The sequence below is a fragment of the Catalinimonas alkaloidigena genome (assembly GCF_900100765.1).
GTDB classification, from domain to species: Bacteria; Bacteroidota; Bacteroidia; order Cytophagales; family Flexibacteraceae; genus Mooreia; species Mooreia alkaloidigena.
In genome coordinates this window covers 67415-85690 of record NZ_FNFO01000001.1, presented here as the reverse complement: position 1 = coordinate 85690, position 18276 = coordinate 67415, and the positions used below count along the sequence as shown (strand labels likewise).

Annotated in this window: 13 protein-coding genes; 8 read left to right on the top strand and 5 right to left on the bottom strand. The window is 56.7% G+C overall.

Features of this window, described 5'->3' with window-relative positions; genetic code table 11:
- Positions 1 to 38: 38 nt before the first annotated feature.
- From BLR44_RS00365 to rsmA, 5 genes are all read right to left on the bottom strand, one after another.
- Positions 39 to 4337: a hypothetical protein gene (locus BLR44_RS00365; RefSeq protein ID WP_143017041.1), complete on the bottom strand. Its 4299-nt coding sequence runs from the start codon at positions 4335 to 4337 to the stop codon at positions 39 to 41.
- Between the two features lie 14 nt (positions 4338 to 4351).
- Positions 4352 to 8047, bottom strand: a complete 3696-nt coding sequence (locus BLR44_RS00360) for a TonB-dependent receptor (protein ID WP_218126980.1) — start codon at positions 8045 to 8047, stop codon at positions 4352 to 4354.
- Positions 8048 to 8211: 164 nt separating this feature from the next.
- Positions 8212 to 9162, bottom strand: coding sequence for an NAD(P)-dependent oxidoreductase (locus BLR44_RS00355; RefSeq protein ID WP_089677790.1), 951 nt, complete (start codon positions 9160 to 9162; stop codon positions 8212 to 8214).
- Positions 9163 to 9233: 71 nt separating this feature from the next.
- Positions 9234 to 10610: a magnesium transporter gene (gene mgtE, locus BLR44_RS00350; protein WP_089677788.1), complete on the bottom strand. Its 1377-nt coding sequence runs from the start codon at positions 10608 to 10610 to the stop codon at positions 9234 to 9236.
- A gap of 195 nt (positions 10611 to 10805) precedes the next feature.
- On the bottom strand, positions 10806 to 11582 hold the full coding sequence (gene rsmA / locus BLR44_RS00345; RefSeq protein ID WP_089677786.1) for a 16S rRNA (adenine(1518)-N(6)/adenine(1519)-N(6))-dimethyltransferase RsmA: 777 nt from the start codon (positions 11580 to 11582) through the stop codon (positions 10806 to 10808).
- A 178-nt stretch (positions 11583 to 11760) separates the two neighbouring features.
- Between rsmA and pdxA the strand changes: the two genes are divergently transcribed.
- The 8 genes from pdxA to accC all read left to right on the top strand — a co-directional run bounded on the left by pdxA (position 11761) and on the right by accC (position 18213).
- Positions 11761 to 12780, top strand: a complete 1020-nt coding sequence (gene pdxA, locus BLR44_RS00340; protein WP_089677783.1) for a 4-hydroxythreonine-4-phosphate dehydrogenase PdxA — start codon at positions 11761 to 11763, stop codon at positions 12778 to 12780.
- A gap of 46 nt (positions 12781 to 12826) precedes the next feature.
- Entirely contained in the window at positions 12827 to 13414 is a 588-nt protein-coding gene (locus BLR44_RS00335) for a YceD family protein (protein WP_089677781.1), read from the top strand.
- Positions 13415 to 13470: 56 nt separating this feature from the next.
- On the top strand, positions 13471 to 13656 hold the full coding sequence (gene rpmF / locus BLR44_RS00330; RefSeq protein WP_089677779.1) for a 50S ribosomal protein L32: 186 nt from the start codon (positions 13471 to 13473) through the stop codon (positions 13654 to 13656).
- Positions 13657 to 13750: 94 nt separating this feature from the next.
- Positions 13751 to 14719, top strand: a complete 969-nt coding sequence (gene plsX / locus BLR44_RS00325; protein ID WP_089679027.1) for a phosphate acyltransferase PlsX — start codon at positions 13751 to 13753, stop codon at positions 14717 to 14719.
- Between the two features lie 26 nt (positions 14720 to 14745).
- Positions 14746 to 15750, top strand: coding sequence for a beta-ketoacyl-ACP synthase III (locus BLR44_RS00320; protein WP_089677777.1), 1005 nt, complete (start codon positions 14746 to 14748; stop codon positions 15748 to 15750).
- Positions 15751 to 15778: 28 nt separating this feature from the next.
- Positions 15779 to 16342, top strand: a complete 564-nt coding sequence (efp, locus tag BLR44_RS00315; RefSeq protein ID WP_089677775.1) for an elongation factor P — start codon at positions 15779 to 15781, stop codon at positions 16340 to 16342.
- Positions 16343 to 16349: 7 nt separating this feature from the next.
- Positions 16350 to 16844 carry an acetyl-CoA carboxylase biotin carboxyl carrier protein gene (accB, locus tag BLR44_RS00310; RefSeq protein ID WP_089677774.1) on the top strand — a complete coding sequence of 165 codons (495 nt, stop codon included), beginning with the start codon at positions 16350 to 16352 and terminating at the stop codon, positions 16842 to 16844.
- A 25-nt stretch (positions 16845 to 16869) separates the two neighbouring features.
- A complete protein-coding gene (gene accC, locus BLR44_RS00305; protein ID WP_089677772.1) occupies positions 16870 to 18213 on the top strand; it encodes an acetyl-CoA carboxylase biotin carboxylase subunit in 1344 nt (447 codons plus the stop codon).
- The last annotated feature ends 63 nt before the right edge of the window (positions 18214 to 18276 follow it).

Below are 18276 nucleotides of genomic sequence, written 5' to 3'. Positions count from 1 at the left end.
GAATCACTCGGTTATAAAATTCCAAGCCCTGGGCTTTCCTAGAACGAATCCAGATCGGCCGGACGGTTGATGCCGAACCATTTGATGACGCGCTCGCCCAGCTCGAAGGCGTCGACGTGAATCAGGTACATGCCCGACGCAATGGGCAGATTCTCCCGGTTGCGTAAATCCCAGTCGAGGAACGTCGTGTTGTCGTCTTTCCGCAGTTGCCGGATCAGCGTACCGTTGGCCGTAAAAATGGTCAGGACGCACCGTTGCGGCAGGTTCGTAAACCGCACGCGGTTGTCGAGCTGGGTGGTTTCGTAGTCCGAATACGCGTAGTACGGATTGGGCACGGCCCGCACCAGATCCAGCGCGGTTTTGGCTACTTCCACCTGGCCCCGCTGGGCGGCAATACCCTGCGTAGTAAAGAAATAGCGCGGTTGGGTGGCGTCGCCCGTCGGATACGAACGGAAGGCTTTGTCGACCCGCAATTGAATGCGGGCATCGCTGTCCAGAAAATCGTACTGCCCGTTCTGCCGGGGGTTGAACACCCACGTGACGTTTCGCTGGTAAAAGGCGCTCATCTCTTGCCCGAAGGTGGCTCGCTTGCTCAGCGTCGTGAATTCGAGCGAATCGAGGTAGCGCTCCAGCGCCCGGCCTTGGTCGTAAGGCGTGTTGGTGATGTAGACGAAATTCCGACCTCCATCGGCGGCGGTGGTGGGTTGCCATTGGAGGTTGTCGCCCTGCGCCGGATCGGCTTCGCGCGACTCGGCAAACATGAGGTTGAGACGCACGCCTTTGTCCAGGTCGATGGCGTATCCCGGAAACCACGACATGCCGGTGGAGGGGCGACTCGGATCATATGGACTCTGTTCGCCGCTGGGCGCAAAATCCGAGTTCAACGACGGCAGGGTGCTGCGGTTTAGCCGGTACGCACTGATGGGCGCGCTGTTGGCACGAAGGTCGGTTTGCAGGACCGGCACCCGACTCCACAGGCTCTTGTCGGCCGTGATTACGATGTCGACGTTATTGAGTTTGTTGAGGGCGCTCACGTTCGTGCTTGCTGACGGCAACGGATAGCTCCCCCCCGAAGTCCCCTCTTCCTCGTCGTACTCGTTGACCGACTCCACCAGAAGATAGGGGGCTACCCTACCATCCAGGACGGATTTATAAACTAAGTTAGGATCGTACGAGTAACTGACCTGATCGCGACTGTTGAGCAAAGGACTATCGTCCGACAGCAGCCAGTCCACGCCCCCATCCGCCACGCCATCGGGAATCAGGTTGAGCCACGGCCGCTCGTCGTTCGAAAAGCGAAAACGGGCATCACGGAATCCGTTACCGGTATTTTCGAAGACGAGGTACCCCGGATCGCGCACGTTCTGCACCAGGATCGAAATGCCGTAGTCGGGCACCAGTTGTTCGTCAAACTCCGATACACGCTTTTGCGAGGGAAGCACTACGCCCGTGGTCAGGTTGGTCAACTCCCAGTAGTCGTGCAGATCGAACGCTGCGCAGGAGGCGCTTTGCGCCGGATTTCCTTTTTTGATGAAGGGCTGCGGCGCACGCGTGTACCCGATGAACACTTCCGGATCGTTGGTCGATTGCCGGGTCAGGATCGAGTCGTAGGTCAATACAAACGTCCCGCCTACTTCGTCGTTGAGGACGTCGACTTCCAGCGACCGGTACCGGTCGGTTTCTTCGGTCGTTCGGATACGCCGTACGACGGCCACACCGGCGGTCTGCGGAATTTGCGACACGCGCGACCCACCGCCTAACGACGGATTCGTGTAATTACCGGTGCTGATGAGTGTATCACCCACCTGCGGCTGGTAGTTCGTCGCGGTTTTGTCGTACACCAGGCGGCTGTACAAATCCAGCTGGAACTCGGCTTCGGTGACGCGGCGGGGATCGTAGACCTTGACCACAACCGGTGCGTTGCCCGCCCGGTACGTCAGTTCCTGCACCCGGTAGTTGTTGTCGGGACTGAGCATCTGCGCCTCTTGTCCTTCGACCAGTTCGAGCGTCTGCCCGCCACTGCCCACGCCGAACAAACGCGTAATGTCAACCTGCGTTCCATAAATGGCATTCAGCACCAGCCCGCCGTCGGTAAACTCCGTTTTGTGCGGGATAGCCGTGTAGGCCTGTCCATTGTTTCTGCCTTCCAGATAGGGCGTCGGGTTCAGCGGATCGCCGTTGGCCGCATACGCGACAATGGTATAATAGTAGCGCTTGTAATTGACCAATTGCGACTCACCAGACGCAAACAAATCCTGCGTGATGCGTACCGTACGCGCCAGGCCGTTGTTTTCGCCCGAGACTTTAAGCACGGGTACCTCCTGCCCCACGGTCGGATCGAACTCGTAATTGATCAGCGTAGTAATGTCGTCGCGCAAATCGGCCTGCAACACCAGCCGTGCTTTGGTGGCGTCGTTGACTTCGCTGGTCGACACGGTGTTGTCACGCAACTGGTACAACCGGTATCCCTGAAAACGGTAGTAAGGATCTTCCACACCGGGAATGTTGGCCGTTGCGTTGTCGTACTCCACGTAGCTTTCGGTCGTGACCTGCGGACCACCCGGCACGATCGAAAACGTATCGGGCGTAATGGTGATGATCAGTTCCTGATCCAGTTCGGTGATGGCCAGATCGGGCGCATTCGGTCCGTCCAAAAATTCAAAGTTGCGGTCGAAAAGGCGCTGTGCCAGGTCATCTGCCGCTAATAATGCATTGAACGAACCCGTAGCGCCCCCGGAGTTGGCGCGCGCCCACACCACTCCGATGGTGATGCGGTTCGTAGCGCCGGGCTCCAGCGTGAATGGCCCTGCCGATTGCAGGAAGCGACGGTCGGCCGGCACATTCTTGCCTGCGCCGCGGTCGATGTAATTCTCGTCCCAACGGTAGTTGACGTTCGGGTTGTTGACTGGCGTCTGGCAGGTACCCCCCAGCCCCCAGCCCGTTTCCAGGTCAGATTCGCCCGGAAACATGAAGGCCGCACTTGGCAACGCAGCGTTCTGTGTCGTGCCGTCTTTGCCATCGTAAGTGACGCGGTTGCCGTTCTTCCAGATGCTGCGCAGGTAGTTGAAATAGTGCGTGATGTTTTCGGGGTTCCCGTTAATGGGGTTGAAGTCGTTATTATAGTAGAGGAAGTTGGACATGATGATCAACTCCTTCTCGTCTTCCTCGTCGATTTCGCCGTCGCCGTCGTTGTCCACACCGTCTTCTCCTTCGTCAATCAAACAGTCGCGGTCGTTGTCGATGCCGTCGTTAGGGTCGGCCCGCGGTCCTTCGAAAAAGTCGACTCCGATGGAAGGCGGATTTTCGCCGTAGCCCCGGATGCCCTCGTCCAGTTCGTCGCCGTTGTAACAGATGCCCAGCCCCCGTTCCACGTCGCACCCCACAAAATCATCGTCGTAGTTGCCCAGGTCCGGATCGACCCACTGCCCCATATACGTTTCCTCGACCGTGCGGGAGCCTTTGTTGATGAGCGTCTGTTCGTAGAACGTCATGAAATCCACGTAATCGTTGGTGGAATAAGCAAAGGCTTCGACCTTCACTTCCATGCCAATGGCCGCTCCGCCGGTGCCTTCGCCCAGGTCTTTGGTGCCGCCCGCGTCGTTCATAATCCACCAAATCGACTGATCGCCCCGGATGCGCGGATAGTCTCCGTTCTGCGGATTGTAAATGCCGTCCCCATCCACATCGACGAAGGGAGCCAGGCTGCGGTTCATGTGGTTGGCCCAATCGGCTCCTTTCTCGAACAGTTCGAGCATAAACAGGTTGCCCCGCCCCGGCCAGTAGCGGATCTCGTCCGGAATAGCCTCCGGCTCAATGTCGTCGGTATAGTCGGCAATAAAGTCGTCGATGGTGGCGGCACTCACCTTAAAATGTCGGTTCCACACCACGCACGTGTCGTTGGCCGTAATGCCCTGGTCGTTCAGCGGTCCCGGCCAGTAGCTGGTCTGGTTGCCCTGCCGGTAGGTTTGTGCCGACACCAGCAGGTTGCCGGTACGGGCTTCGCGCCCTCCGATCCACACGGCTCCGGCAAACAAAGAGTGTTTCTTGGGCTGCGTGGGGTCGTCTTGTTTGGGCACTTCGTAGCGGGGGGCGTCTTCCAGGTTCCACCACATATCGCCCCCGTTCAGCACCAGGGCGCGCACGCGGTTGATGTCCAGCTCGGCCCGCGACGTACTCGCAAACGGCGCGCAGGGCTCGTCGGCCAGCGGGGTTGCCGGCGGCGGCGGTGCGGACGTAGGCTTGTCGCCCGGATTATTTTTACCAGGTACTTCCTTGGCCAGAAGCGTGCCGGTCCCCAGCCACAGGAGCAAGGCCCCGAGGGCTATCGTTCGATTCATCCGATTCAACACGATTAAAAACTGTAGGCTACGCCCAGCCGAATGCGCCGGGGCAGTGAATAAAAATCAGGGCGGGCCAGACGCACGCGGTACAGTTCCTGAAACGCCTGCGGGTCGGCCTGACGGTTGATGTACTCCTGCCCTACCCCCGAATTGAGGAAACCGTCGTCGCGGGGGTTGCCGGTGTAAGCGTAGACGCCGATCCAATTGCGGCGATCCAGCAGGTTTTGCACATACACGTACACGTTCAGGTTGTGGGCGCGCTTGCTCTCTTCTCCCTGAAAGACAAAGCTTTTGTCGATGCGCAACTGCGAACGGATGTTCCACGGCATGCGCGAAGCGTTGATGGAGCCCTCCAGCTGGCTACGCTGCTGCACCCCCGAAATTACGGCCGAGTTGGGGTTGCCGCCCGTGCGGGTGAAAGGTGTTCCCGAGCCGGCAAAGAAGAAGAAATTCACGCCGGCGTTTTCCAGAATGGGCTTACCGAACAACAACGGTCCTTCGCCGGTAGCGTAGCGGTAATCGAGGGTAATTTTGAAAGCATGACGCTGGTCGAAATTCAATGGGCGAGGCAGGCGGATGTACGGGTCGCCAACTTCCGTGATCGACAGCGCCGATACATCGCTGGAGCCAGTTCCTTCCGCAAACTGCAAGGTGTAGCTCGCGTTGACCTGCAGGTGATTCGTACGCCGCAGGTCGTACTGTACCGTCAGTCCTTTGGAGGTCTGAAAGTCGATGTTGTCGAACGTCCGGTACGCTTTAGGATAGGCAAACGGCAGGTTGACGATTTGGATCTGGTCTTTCAACTCGCTGTAAAACGCCGAAAGCTTCAACGCGGACGACGGCGACAAGACCTGCTGAAACCCCACTTGGTAATCGATCAGCCGCTCCGGCTTCAGGTTGGGGTTGCTCAGGACCGGCCCCACCGTCTGGTTCAGAAAATAGTAAGAACTGGGCGAAGCCGCCACGCGTCCGGGTCGCTGTGCCCGCACGTCGTAGTGCGCGAAAAACGCCGCCGATTCGGAAATCGGGAACGAAAAGGCGATGCGCGGCTGAAAAACGATCTGCGGTTTGTAATCCTCAAAGGCGTTGAGCGTCATTCCCGTCAGGGTATGTAGCTCTCGCTCTTCCTCCGAAAGACCTTGCAACGAAAACAGCGGATTGACCTGCCCGTTGCCCCCGACATCGACCACGCCGCGCGCGCTGGCCACTTCCTGCCCATTGGCATCGTAGAACTGATCGCCTTCACGGTAGCCCAGAATGGTGTAGTCGCTTTCGTTGGAACCCGGTACGTAGCTTTCGCTCGTACGGTCCACGTAGACGACCCAGTCGTCGCCGACGGTGGAGGGCAACGTATAATTCCGATTGCGGAAGTTACCGAAGTCAACGCCGTTGTTGCGCATTTCGCCCACAGTGATGAGACGCGTCAGCGAGTTGCGGTCGCGTAAGACGGGCTGGTTGGCATCGAAGCGATCGACCCGCAAACCGATGTTCAGGATGATGTCTTCGAACTCGAACTTGTCCTGGATGAACGCCGCGGCATAGTTGGGGCGGTACGCGTCCTGCGGTCGGTTCTGCTCATCGAAGAAGAAATCGCGGAACGAAGTGCTTCCTTTCAGGCGATTGCCTTTGTAATCGTAGCCCTGGTACGCCACAATGCCGTACTGCTGCAATTCGTCGGCCGAGAACAGATCGATCGACAACTGATCGGGCGTAAACTCATCGATACTGAGGTACTGGTCGGCCGGAATGCCGTAGCGCTGCCGCAGGTTGTAATCGAAACGGCTCTGCCCCGGATACAGCCCGGTTTCGCCGTCAGGATTGCCCGACAGTTGGTTTCCGAACGTCACGTAGATGTTGTTGGGATCGGAAAGCGAATCGATGCCGATGATGGTGCCGTTTTGCGTCAGGTGGCGGTTCAGATTGGTACGCCCGGCCGACCACAAAAAGCCCGGCAAAACGGTGTAGCTCGCCTGCACCCGCTGTTCGTACTCAAACCCCGCTTTGATGGTATGCCCGCCGATGGTCACCGCGCCCAGCGCCGAAAGTCGGTACTGTTCGTTGAAAACCTTGATGTACTGGTTTTGTGTGGAGCCGGGGCTGGCAAACAGGCCGTAGGTCGCGTCGGGCCCCAGGCCGTTGATCAGCCCCCGGTTGGCAATGATGTCGTTCAACGTAGCCAGACTACCCTCGTTCAGGTTATAAGCCGCCTGCGTGTAATTCACCAGCGTAGGGTTCAGACTCGACGGCGTAAAGGCCACGTTGGAGGGCTGAAAGTCCTGAAAGATCACATCGCGCTCGCCATCGGGTTCCTGAAAATCGTATCGGGTTCCTCCCAAAGAAAAACCACTGAGCGGCCCGACGTTCAAGTCGTTGTACTCCTGTGTGAACTGCCCCAGGTAGCGGTAATTCATGAAGTTATCCTTGTGAACCACATCGCGCGTCACGTCACTCTGCTGACCGTAATCGGCCTGCACCTGGTAATAAGCATCTTTGATGAGCGAATTTTCGCCGGAGGGCCGGAAGTTTTGCACGAAACGCACGAAGGCGTTCCAGCGCTGGTTCAGGTCCTGCGAATTGTTTTCGCTGTTAAAAGGCGTATTGAAATACAAATTGCCCGACCCCGTGCTTCCTGAAGCATCGGCCCGCTGGTCGATGCGGTCGAAGTTCCCCCCCGCCGTAACGAGCACATTGTCAGTTGGTTGAAAATCGATCGACAGGTTGGCGGTGTATTGTTGCCGGTTGGCATTGGGGCGGTAGCTCTGTCTGACGAGATCCCCCTGTTTTACCGTATCGGTCGCGTAGATGATGCCCGACCCACTCCGGATCAGCGGATTCTGCTTGATCTGTTCCAGCAGCTCGTCACGCAACACGTACACCCCCCCGGCGGGCGGATCGGAATCGCGTTGCCCCTGGTATTGCAACGCAGTGAAAAAGCCCAGCACCGTTTTTTTCTGAGAAGGATTGTTGGCATCGGGGCGGGTCAGCAACGGGCCCGATAAGGTAGCGCCCGCCAGATCCTGCTGATACTGATCAAAGGGGCGGCTCGTTTCGGCCGTAGCCGAGCCAAAATAGCGGTTGGAAGCCGAGCGGGTCGTAATGTTGATGATCCCTCCGGTCGCATCGCCGAACTGCGCCGGGACACCACCCGTAATCACCGAAATCTCTTCGATGGCCTCTACGGGTAGCGAAGGTGCGGGCCCGATCACCTTGATGCCGTTGATAAACACCTGGTTGGCATCCGAGCGATTGCCTTTGATGTTAAGTGCGCCCCCGTCGTCGTTCGAATAGACCGCCGGCGCGGTGGTGATGATGGCACTCAGGCTGCGTGTCGGGAGTTTCTGAATCTGATCGCGCGTTAGTGTGGCCCCGGTCGACGTGTTGTCTGCCTCCACCAGGGGACGCTGGTACTCCACGGTGACCTCTTCCAGCGTGGTAGTGCCCTGTTCCAGGCGGATGTCGAGGCGACGGGTTTTCTCGAAGTTGATGATGACGCCCTCAACGGTCGTCCGCTGGTAGCCCACCACCGAAACCGAAACTTCGTACGTGCCCGGCACCAGCGAAGAAATCAGGTAATTTCCTTCAAAGTCGGTAGTAGCCCCGCCCTTCTGCACGCCATTTTCGGTCGCCACCACGTTAGCAAAGGGAATGGGCTCGCTGGTAGCGGCATCCAGCACGGTTCCCGATAACTTTCCCGTCTGTGCTGCCACCGTAAAAATGAAACCTGCCCCGAAAAGAAAAGAGAGTAGTAGTTTTTTTACCATTGGCATCAGATCACATGGAGAACGGCACGCGCGATCTTCCCAGCAAACCGCGAAGTTCTAAAGATAGACACTTCTTTTAGAGAAATGCAATACGATCTTACATCCGTCGCTCAGGAATCCACACGTTTTTTTGCCAGAATCTCTCCAATTTTTGTGACCAGCACTTCGTTGATGCGTCGGTACGATTCGTGCGTCCAGCCAGCCACATGGGGCGTAAACAGGACCCGGTCGCTCGCAAATAAGTCTTCCAGCACAGTGCGTTGTGCGTCGGTGAGGAGCTGCATTTTCTCATTTTCCAGTACATCCAGCCCTGCGCCCCGTACGCGTCCGTCGTTCAGGGCACGTACTAGCGCCTCCAGTTGGACAATTTCCCCACGGGCGGTGTTCAACAGCCAGATCGGATGGCGAAACCGGCGCAGGTAGGCGTCGTCGACCATGCCGCGCGTTTCGTCGGTCAACGGCAAGTGAAAACTGACCACATCGGCCCGCTCGAAAATCGCTGCTTCGTCCACGCGTTGCGCAAACTCTTCTTCTTGCAGGGGGCGGTATTTGTCGTAAGCGATCACCTGGCACCCGAAGCCCGTCAGGCGACGCGCAAAGGCCTGACCCATGTTGCCATACCCCACAATGCCGACGCAAGCGCTGCCCAGTTCGTAGCCCCGGTTGCGTTCGCGGTGCCACGCAAATGCCCGCACTTCGCGGTCGGCCCAGGCGATCCGGTTCATCAGGGTCAGCAGCATCGCCAGGGTATGCTCCCCTACCGCATCGCGGTTTCCTTCCGCCGCGTGCGCCAGCGCAATGCCACGCCGCGCCACGGCCGGTTCGTCGATCAGGTCCAGACCGGCCCCGGCCCGTCCGATAAAGCGCAGTTTCTCCGCATGTTGGAGCACTTCTTCGTCGATGCGGGTTTTGCTGCGGACGATGAGTCCTTCGTACGCCGGAAGTGACGCCAGCAGGTCGGCGCGTTGGTAATCGGGCTGGTAATCGGCTTCTATGCCGAGGTTACGCAACAGCGGGACGATCGACTCGTGCATTTGGTCGATGATCAAACAACGAAGCATGGAAAAAAGGTAAAGGTTAGAAGTTCGAGGTTACAGGAGCTACGCAGGGTCGTGCCGCAGGCAGCCTGGCGTTACAACTGATACAACAGATGCGCTACGGAAAAATATACGGCCAATCCCAGCAGGTCGTTGGCTGTGGTGATAAACGGCCCGGACGCCACCGCCGGATTGATGCCGAAATGATCGAGCGCCAGGGGCGTTAGCGTGCCCATCAGCGACGCCAGCATCACCACGCTGAACAGAGCAATGGCCACCACAAACGCCATTTTGATGGATTCGCTGATGAACACAAATCCGAACACCACCATCGAAATGACCAGGGCGTTTACCAAAGCTACTAATAACACCTTGAGCATTCGCCCCCAGAAACTGTCGCCCAGGGCCGAACGGTTTGCCAGACTTTGCACCACTACCGTCGACGACTGGATGCCGACATTTCCGCCAGTCGCGGTGATCAGCGGAATGAAAAAGGCCATGGCCGGGATCACCGTCAGGTCATCTTCAAACACACCGATGAACCGGGCGCCCAACAGCCCCCCCATCATGCCGATGAGCAACCAAGGCAGACGAGCCCGCGACAAAGACCAGACGCTGTCGTCGTCTTCGGGCGTTTCGGTCAAACCCGACATGATCTGCTGATCTTTCTCCGCTTGCTCGGTAATGACGTCGACCACGTCGTCGATGGTGATGCGCCCCAGCAGCTTGCCTTGCACGTTGATGACCGGAATGGCCTCCAGGTCGTAACGGCGCATGATTTCGGCTACCTCTTCGGCATCGCGGTACGATTCGATGGCGATCACGTCAGGCTCGTAAATGTCGGCGACCCGGGCGCGGTCGTTGGCCAGCACGATGCGCTTCAAGGAAACGCGGCCCAGCAGCTTGTCGCGGTCGTCGACCACATAGACGGAATACAGCCGCTCTACTTCTTCGGCCTGCCGACGAATCTCTTCGATGCACTGCCGAATCGACCAGTTGACGTTGGCCTTCACCAGCTCTTTCGCCATCAGCCCCCCGGCGCGGTCTTCTTCGTAGCGGAGCAGTTCCAGCACATCGGAAGCCACTTTGGGGTCGTCGATGTGGGCAATGATCTCTTCACGGACCTGAATGGGCTGTTCGTTCAGAATGTCGGCCGCATCGTCCGAATCGATGTGGTACATGTAGGCGGCCAGTTCTTCCGAAGAAAAGTTGCGGAGAAACCGGCGACGCGTTTCGGTTTCCAGGTTCGAGATGATCTCCGCACCGGTTTCATGATCGAGCTGCGCCAGTACGTACTTGGCCTCATCGGCATCGAGTTCTTCCAATACCTGGGAGATGTCGGCCGGATGGAGGGGCTCCAGGCGTTCCTGCAGCCGTTCCCGATCTTCGCTCTTAATCGACGTCTGAATCTCCTCCAGAAACTCCCGCGAAAGTTCAAAGCCTGTGTAGCTTTCTGTTGGTTGTTCAGACATAGTTTATTCGTTATGCGCCGCAAAAATAGGGGGATATGCCGAACCACCAATCCGTGGGAAGAGATAGTGAGACGGCGAATTTGTGAGGCCCTAACGCTGCGCCATGAGGCGACTCGCACCAGCCGGTTGGGAGCCATGCGCCGATGAAGAATCACTACAGAAAATACCCTGAAAAGCTGCCGTTAAGGCCCCCCTTCACGCATTCTTTATCCCCTGCGTCAGGCGCACAAACTCGTCGACGCCCAGTTGCTCGGCACGCTTGTCGAGTAGTGCCGGTGGCAGGTCGGATTCAGGGGTCAGCATCGGCTTCAGCGCATTGCGAAGCGTTTTCCGGCGTTGGTTGAAGGCCGTCTTCACCACTCTAAAAAACAAGGCTTCGTCGCACGCCAGGGTGGTGCGTTCGTTGCGCCGCAAGCGGATTACGCCCGACTTTACTTTCGGCGGTGGTTTGAAGACGTGTTCCGACACCGTGAAACAATACTCCACGTCGTAAAACGCCTGCAGCAGCACACTCAGAATGCCGTAGGTCCGGCTGCCGGGCGGTTCGGCCAGCCGTTGCGCTACTTCGCGCTGCAACATGCCCACGATTTCGGTGACCTGATGGCGGTACTTGAGCAGGTGAAAAAAGATCTGGGACGAAATGTTATAAGGAAAATTACCGATCACGGCAAGCGGCTCGTCGCCAAATTGTTTCGGCAAGTCCAACGTTAAAAAGTCGGTATGCAGCAATTGGGGCGTCAGGGCGGGATACGCTTCTTTTAGATACACCACCGATTCGTCGTCGATTTCGACCAGCCAAAGGGGCAAGTCTTTTTGCACCAGGAAGTCGGTCAATACGCCTGTGCCCGGCCCTATTTCGACGACTTTGGTCCATCCCCCGTGTCCAGTGAGCTGGTCGGCAATGTTTTGGGCAATCTTCCGATCTTTCAGAAAGTGCTGACCCAGGTGTTTTTTCGGACGGACGTTCGGCATAATGGGTGTGTTGATCAGGCAGGAAAGGGAGCAAAGCGGCTGATCGTGCCTCCGGCTATTTCCGCTAAAGAGTTGGACAATCCTAGTAAATTGCCGCCAAAGTAGCGATTTGCTACGCGATTAACACTTTTCGTTCAGTTGCGTTTACGAACGGAAGCGCTACCTACCCTCGTATTCAATGGAAGAAAAACATAAAGCTACTGTACCCACCATCGGCATTACGCTGGGCGATTTCAACGGCATTGGGCCGGAAGTCATCCTCAAGTCTTTTACGTACGACCGGCTGTTGCAGGTGTGTACGCCTGTGATCTATGGATCGGGGCGCATCCTGGCCTTTTACCGAAAAATGCTGGGCGACGATTGCCCCTCGTTTTACCAGTTGAAACCCGACCAGCCACCCCAGGCGCGTAAAATCAACGTCATCAACTGCTGGGAAGAAGACTACAACGTAACGCCCGGCCAGGTAACGCCCGAAGCAGGCCAGTGTGCCTGGCTTTCGCTGCAACACGCCACCAAAGACCTGCAAGCCGGACACATTCAGGCCGTGGTGACGGCCCCGATCAACAAGCACAACATGCAAAGTGAGTCGTTCTCGTTTCCCGGCCATACCGAATATTTTGCGTCGGTGTGCGGCGTGGCCGAGAGCCTGATGCTGATGGTCAGCGACGAGTTGCGCGTGGGTACCGTGACCGGCCACGTGTCGCTCGGCCAGGTTGCCAAGCTGATCACGCCCGAACGTGTACGCACCAAGCTGCGCCTGCTGTACGACTCGCTGCGGAAAGATTTCGGCATTACCAAACCGCGCATTGCAGTGCTGGGGCTTAACCCGCACGCGGGCGAAAACGGCTTGCTGGGCCACGAAGAAAAGGACATTCTGCAACCGATCATCGAAGAAGAACGCACCAAAGGGCGGCTGGTCTACGGTCCGTATCCGGCCGACGGCTTTTTCGGCACGGGGCAATTCAACAAGTTCGATGCGGTGCTGGCCATGTACCACGACCAGGGTCTGGTGCCGTTCAAAACCATTGCGTTTGCCAACGGCGTTAACTACACCGCCGGCCTTTCGCTGGTCCGCACGTCGCCCGACCACGGCACCGCCTACGACCTGGCGGGCAAAGGGCAGGCCGATGCCACTTCGATGCAGGAAGCCCTGTTATTGGCCCATCGCATCGCCACCGTTCGGCAGGCAAACGCTTGATTCCATACACGAGTAACGGGCCAAACGCTTTTAAAATCAATGGAAGTTGGCTAGCTTTGCGGCCTTTGATTTGGTGAGGGTGAAAGAGTTTGAGATTGAAATAGCGAGCCTTCAGCCCGGAACAGTAAAAAATTATGTTCTGGAGGTACATGAAGCATTTTTTTCGGCCTTCTCTCCTTCCATCGCCGAGCGGGGCAACCTGCGCGTCGACCTGGAGTTGAGCAAGTCTGAAACGATGATCACGACTCGTTTTCATATCAAAGGCACCGTAGAACTGATTTGTGACCGTTCGCTGGAGCCTTTCGACGAGCCGATCGACGTGACCCACCGGGTCATTTTCAAGTTTGGGGAGGAAGCAGAAGAACTGGATGACGACTTGTTCGTTATTCCGCGCGACGCGCACTACCTTTCGCTGGGGCAACACGTGTACGACTTTATTGGCCTGGCGATTCCGATGCGGAAGTTGCACCCTGACTGCCGAACAGAAGACGACGAAACGGCACAAGGCTTTTTCTACCAGTCTTCCACCCAGATGCCGGAAGAAGCCTCGGACGACGACGCTTCTTCGGACAAGGCGGCCGATCCGCGGTGGGACGCACTGCGGGCGCTGCGAGACCGAGAAAATTTGAATTAAACATACATTGTAAACCCCGGAAGACGAGCAGTCTTCCCTTTTATTAATATCGGATTATGGCACATCCTAAGAGAAAAATTTCGAAAACGCGCCGTGACAAGCGCAGAACGCACTACAAACTGAGCGAACCGACGTTGTTCACCGATCCTACGACTGGCGAAACGACGCAAATGCACCGGGTAAACTTGGAAACCGGCATGTACAGAGGCAGAAAAGTGATGAAAGGCCGGGAAGATTATTAATCTTCTACTTAAGTTCCCGCTGTCAATCTAATGGTACGTTGCGGGCGCATCAGTAGCCGTGCCCGCAACACCCACTGCGTTCAAACAGAATATGATAAAAATTGCCCTCGACGCCATGGGCGGCGACTTTGCTCCAGAAGCCACAGTAGAAGGTGCGCTTCTGGCCGCTGACGAGTTACCTTCGGGCTCGGAAGTTGTTTTGGTCGGGCAACAATCGGTTATTGAAAATCAGTTGGGCGGACGCCAACCGAGCGCCGGAAAGCTGAGCATTTGCCACGCTCCCGACGTTATTCGGATGAGCGAACACCCGACCAAAGCGTTTACCCAAAAACCTGAATCCAGCATTGCAGTAGGTTTTGGCCTTTTGCGCCGCGGCGATGTGCAGGCCTTTTGCAGCGCCGGCAACACGGGTGCTATGCACGTGGGTGCTATCTTCAGCATCCGTGCCATTGAGGGCATCATCCGCCCCGCCATTGCAGGCTTTGCGCCCAAAATCACCGGCGGCCACGCGGTTATCCTGGACGTAGGTGCCAATGCCGAAGTCAAACCCGATGTGCTGGCCCAATTCGGCCACATCGGCTCGCTGTACGCGCGCCACGTACTCAACATCGAACGCCCACGGGTGGCACTGGTCAACCTGGGCGAGGAAGAAGAGAAAGGAACGCTGCTGACCCAGGCCGCTTACCAATTGCTGAAACTGAACCGGCACGTCAACTTCGTGGGCAACGTCGAGGGCCGTGATCTGTTCCGCGACAAAGTCGATGTAATTGTCTGTGACGGCTTTACGGGCAACGTGATTCTAAAATTGGCCGAGGATTTTTACGACCTCTTGGAAGAACACCATATCTTTGAGCAGCTGGAGGGCAAAGTTGATCTGGATTTCTTCCGTAATTTCAATTACGAAGCTGTAGGCGGCAGTCCCATCATCGGCGTGAACGGAAACGTCCTGATCGGCCATGGTGTCTCATCTGCCATGGCCATCAAAAACATGTGCTTACAGGCGGCCCGCATGGCCGAGGCTCAGATTCACCTGAAAATCAAGAAAGCCCTTAGCGAAGACTAGGTTTTCGTACGTACTTACGCTTTTTTATGACTAAAATTCGAGCGGCAATTCGGGGCATCCAGGGATACGTCCCCGAGTATGTGCTGACGAACGAAGAGTTGTCGACTATGGTCGACACCAACGACGAATGGATCACGACCCGGACCGGAATTAAAGAGCGACGCATCTTAAAAGGAGAAGGAAAGGGCACCTCTCACATGGCCGCGGAAGCGGTCAGCAAGTTACTCCAGAAAACAGGCGTGGCCCCTGAGGAAGTTGACCTGATCATATGCGCCACAACGACCCCCGACTTTGTTTTTCCTGCTACGGCCAACCTCATTGCCGACATGGTGGGTGCACGTCATGCGTTTGGCTACGACGTGCAAGCCGCCTGTTCGGGCTTTCTCTTTTCGCTGGCGACCGGTGCGCAGTTCATCGAAACGGGTCGCTATCAGAAAGTGATTGTGGTCGGCGCCGATAAAATGTCGTCGATTGTCGATTACGAAGACCGCACCACGTGCGTCATCTTCGGTGACGGGGCCGGTGCGGTGCTGTTGGAGCCCGATACGGAGGGATTCGGTCTGTTCGATGCCATTCTTCATTCCGACGGGGCCGGTGCTGCCCATCTCTACCAGAAAGCCGGTGGTAGCCGTCGTCCGCCCTCGCAGGAAACGGTAGCGGCCCGCGAGCACTACGTGTACCAGGAAGGAGCCACCGTTTTTAAATTTGCCGTCACCAACATGGCAGAAGTGGCCGCCGAAATCATGTCGAAAAATCACCTGACCAGTAACGATGTAGCGTGGCTAGTGCCTCACCAAGCCAACAAGCGCATCATCGAAGCTACGGCGCAACGTATGGGCGTGGGCCTGGACAAGGTGATGATCAACATCCAGCGGTATGGCAACACGACCAACGCCACGATTCCCCTGTGCTTATGGGATTACGAATCCAAACTGAAGAAAGGTGATAACCTGGTGCTGGCGGCCTTTGGCGGCGGGTTTACCTGGGGAGCGATCTACCTGAAGTGGGCTTACGACGGTACGCCCTCCTGACCGACTTACTTTAATCTAACTTATTTCTATGGCTACTACCGCAGACTTTCGGAACGGTTTGACCATTGAGTTTAACAACGACCTTTATACCATTGTAGAGTTTCAGCACGTGAAACCCGGCAAAGGAGCCGCCTTTGTGCGTACGAAACTGAAGAGCCTTTCCAATGGACGCGTGATCGACAACACGTTTAACTCAGGCGTGAAAGTTACCACCGCCCGCATCGAACGACGGCCTCATCAGTTCCTGTACAAAGATGACCTGGGCTATCACTTCATGGACACCAACACGTTCGAGCAGATTCCGCTGGAGGAATCGAAAATCAACGAGCCCGATCTGTTGAAAGATGGTCAGGAAGTCGAAATTCTGTTTCATGCAGAAACCGAAACTGTATTGAGTTGTGAACTGCCTTCGTTTGTGGAGCTTCAGGTAACCTATACCGAGCCAGGCTTACGTGGCGATACGGCCACCAACACCACCAAACCAGCGACGCTGGAAACCGGAGCCGTGATTCAGGTCCCTCTGTTTATCGACCAGGATGAGATGATTCGTGTAGACACCCGCACTCGTTCCTACTACGAGCGCGTCAAATAAGCTGTATATGAAAGCAAAAGAAATACAAGACCTCATTAGTTTCATTGCACAGTCGGGTCTCGATGAAGTCAACATCGAAACTGAGCAGTTCAAACTGTCCGTCAAAAAGAATGTGCAGCCCGTTGTGGTTTCGGCCGCCCCCGTGCAGGCAGCACCGGTAGCCAGCGCCGCACCCGCCGCGGCTTCTGCCCCGGCTGCCCCCGCTACGCCGGCCACCCCGTCGCCCGCAGCCGCGGCGTCAGAGAAACCTGCTGCTTCAAATCACATCACCGTGCGCTCGCCCATGATCGGCACGTTCTACCGGTCGACTAGCCCTGATTCGGCTCCTTTTGTCAACGTGGGAGACGAGATCAAGCCGGGCCAGGCCCTTTGCATTGTCGAAGCCATGAAGCTCTTCAATGAAATCGAGTCGGAAGTTTCCGGACGAATTGTGAAGGTGCTGGTAGAAAACGCCACCCCGGTGGAGTACGATCAGCCGTTGTTCCTGGTTGAGCCGATCTGATTTTTCACACGTCTAGTTCTCCCCCATGTTTAAGAAAATTTTGATTGCTAATCGCGGCGAGATCGCCCTGCGCGTGATTCGGACCTGCCGCGAGATGGGCATCAAAACGGTAGCGGTTTACTCAACGGCCGACAAGGATAGCCTGCACGTGCGATTCGCCGACGAGGCCGTGTGCATCGGACCCGCTGTCAGTGCCCAATCGTACCTGAACATCCCCAATATTATCGCAGCGGCCGAGATCACCAACGCCGATGCCATTCATCCGGGTTACGGATTTCTCTCCGAAAACGCGGAGTTTTCCAAAGTCTGTCAGGAGTATAAGATCAAATTCATCGGGCCGAGCCCCGACATGATCAACTCCATGGGCGACAAAGCCTCGGCCAAGGATACCATGAAGCGGGCGGGCGTCCCGACCATTCCTGGATCGGAGGGCCTGTTGCAGTCACTGGAAGAAGGCCGAAGTATTGCCGAAGAAATCGGCTTCCCGGTCATTTTGAAAGCTACGGCCGGCGGCGGTGGTCGGGGCATGCGGGTGATCCGCAGTGCCCAGGAATTTGACAAAGCCTGGCGCGACGCGCGCGTCGAGGCGGGTGCGGCTTTTGGCAACGACGGCGTTTACCTGGAGAAGTACATTGAAGAGCCACGCCACGTAGAAATTCAGGTGGTGGGTGATCAGTACGGCAAAGTATCGCACCTCTCCGAGCGGGACTGTTCCATTCAGCGCCGCCACCAGAAGCTGGTAGAAGAAACGCCCTCTCCTATCCTGGACGACGATCTGCGGAAGCGGATGGGCGAAGCGGCCGTACGCGGGGCCGAGTCCATTAACTATGAAGGTGCCGGTACCATCGAATTTCTGGTGGACAAACACGGCAATTTCTACTTCATGGAGATGAATACCCGTATTCAGGTAGAGCACCCCGTCACCGAAGAAGTAACTGATTTTGACCTGATCAAAGAGCAGATCAAGGTCGCTGCCGGTACGCCGGTCACGGGTAAGAACTATTATCCGAAAATGCACGCCATTGAGTGCCGCATCAACGCCGAAGACCCGGGGCATGGGTTCCGTCCGTCGCCCGGGCGTATCACCAACCTGCATCTGCCGGGTGGACACGGCGTACGGGTTGACTCGCACGTATACGCGGGTTACACCATTCCGCCGAACTACGATTCGATGATCGCCAAGCTGATCGTAAGTGCGCAGACCCGGGAGGAAGCCATCGTGCGGATGAAGCGGGCCCTGCAGGAGTTCATCATCGAAGGCGTGAAAACGACCATTCCATTTCACATTCGCCTGATGGATAACGAAAAGTTCCGCTCTGGTAAATTCGATACCTCATTCCTGGAATCTTTCGATTTTTCAGGCTTATAAAAGCCTGTTACTCAATCTTCTTAGAAACCGATTCTGTTTCCCGCAGGATCGGTTTTTGTTTTT

Coding starts and splice junctions, on each gene's coding strand:
- BLR44_RS00355 (WP_089677790.1), bottom strand. CDS start 9,162: ATGCTTCGTTGTTTGATCATCGACCAAATGCACGAGTCGATCGTCCCG.
- pdxA (WP_089677783.1), top strand. CDS start 11,761: ATGGAAGAAAAACATAAAGCTACTGTACCCACCATCGGCATTACGCTG.
- rsmA (WP_089677786.1), bottom strand. CDS start 11,582: ATGCCGAACGTCCGTCCGAAAAAACACCTGGGTCAGCACTTTCTGAAA.
- efp (WP_089677775.1), top strand. CDS start 15,779: ATGGCTACTACCGCAGACTTTCGGAACGGTTTGACCATTGAGTTTAAC.
- rpmF (WP_089677779.1), top strand. CDS start 13,471: ATGGCACATCCTAAGAGAAAAATTTCGAAAACGCGCCGTGACAAGCGC.
- mgtE (WP_089677788.1), bottom strand. CDS start 10,610: ATGTCTGAACAACCAACAGAAAGCTACACAGGCTTTGAACTTTCGCGG.
- accB (WP_089677774.1), top strand. CDS start 16,350: ATGAAAGCAAAAGAAATACAAGACCTCATTAGTTTCATTGCACAGTCG.
- BLR44_RS00320 (WP_089677777.1), top strand. CDS start 14,746: ATGACTAAAATTCGAGCGGCAATTCGGGGCATCCAGGGATACGTCCCC.
- accC (WP_089677772.1), top strand. CDS start 16,870: ATGTTTAAGAAAATTTTGATTGCTAATCGCGGCGAGATCGCCCTGCGC.
- BLR44_RS00365 (WP_143017041.1), bottom strand. CDS start 4,337: ATGAATCGAACGATAGCCCTCGGGGCCTTGCTCCTGTGGCTGGGGACC.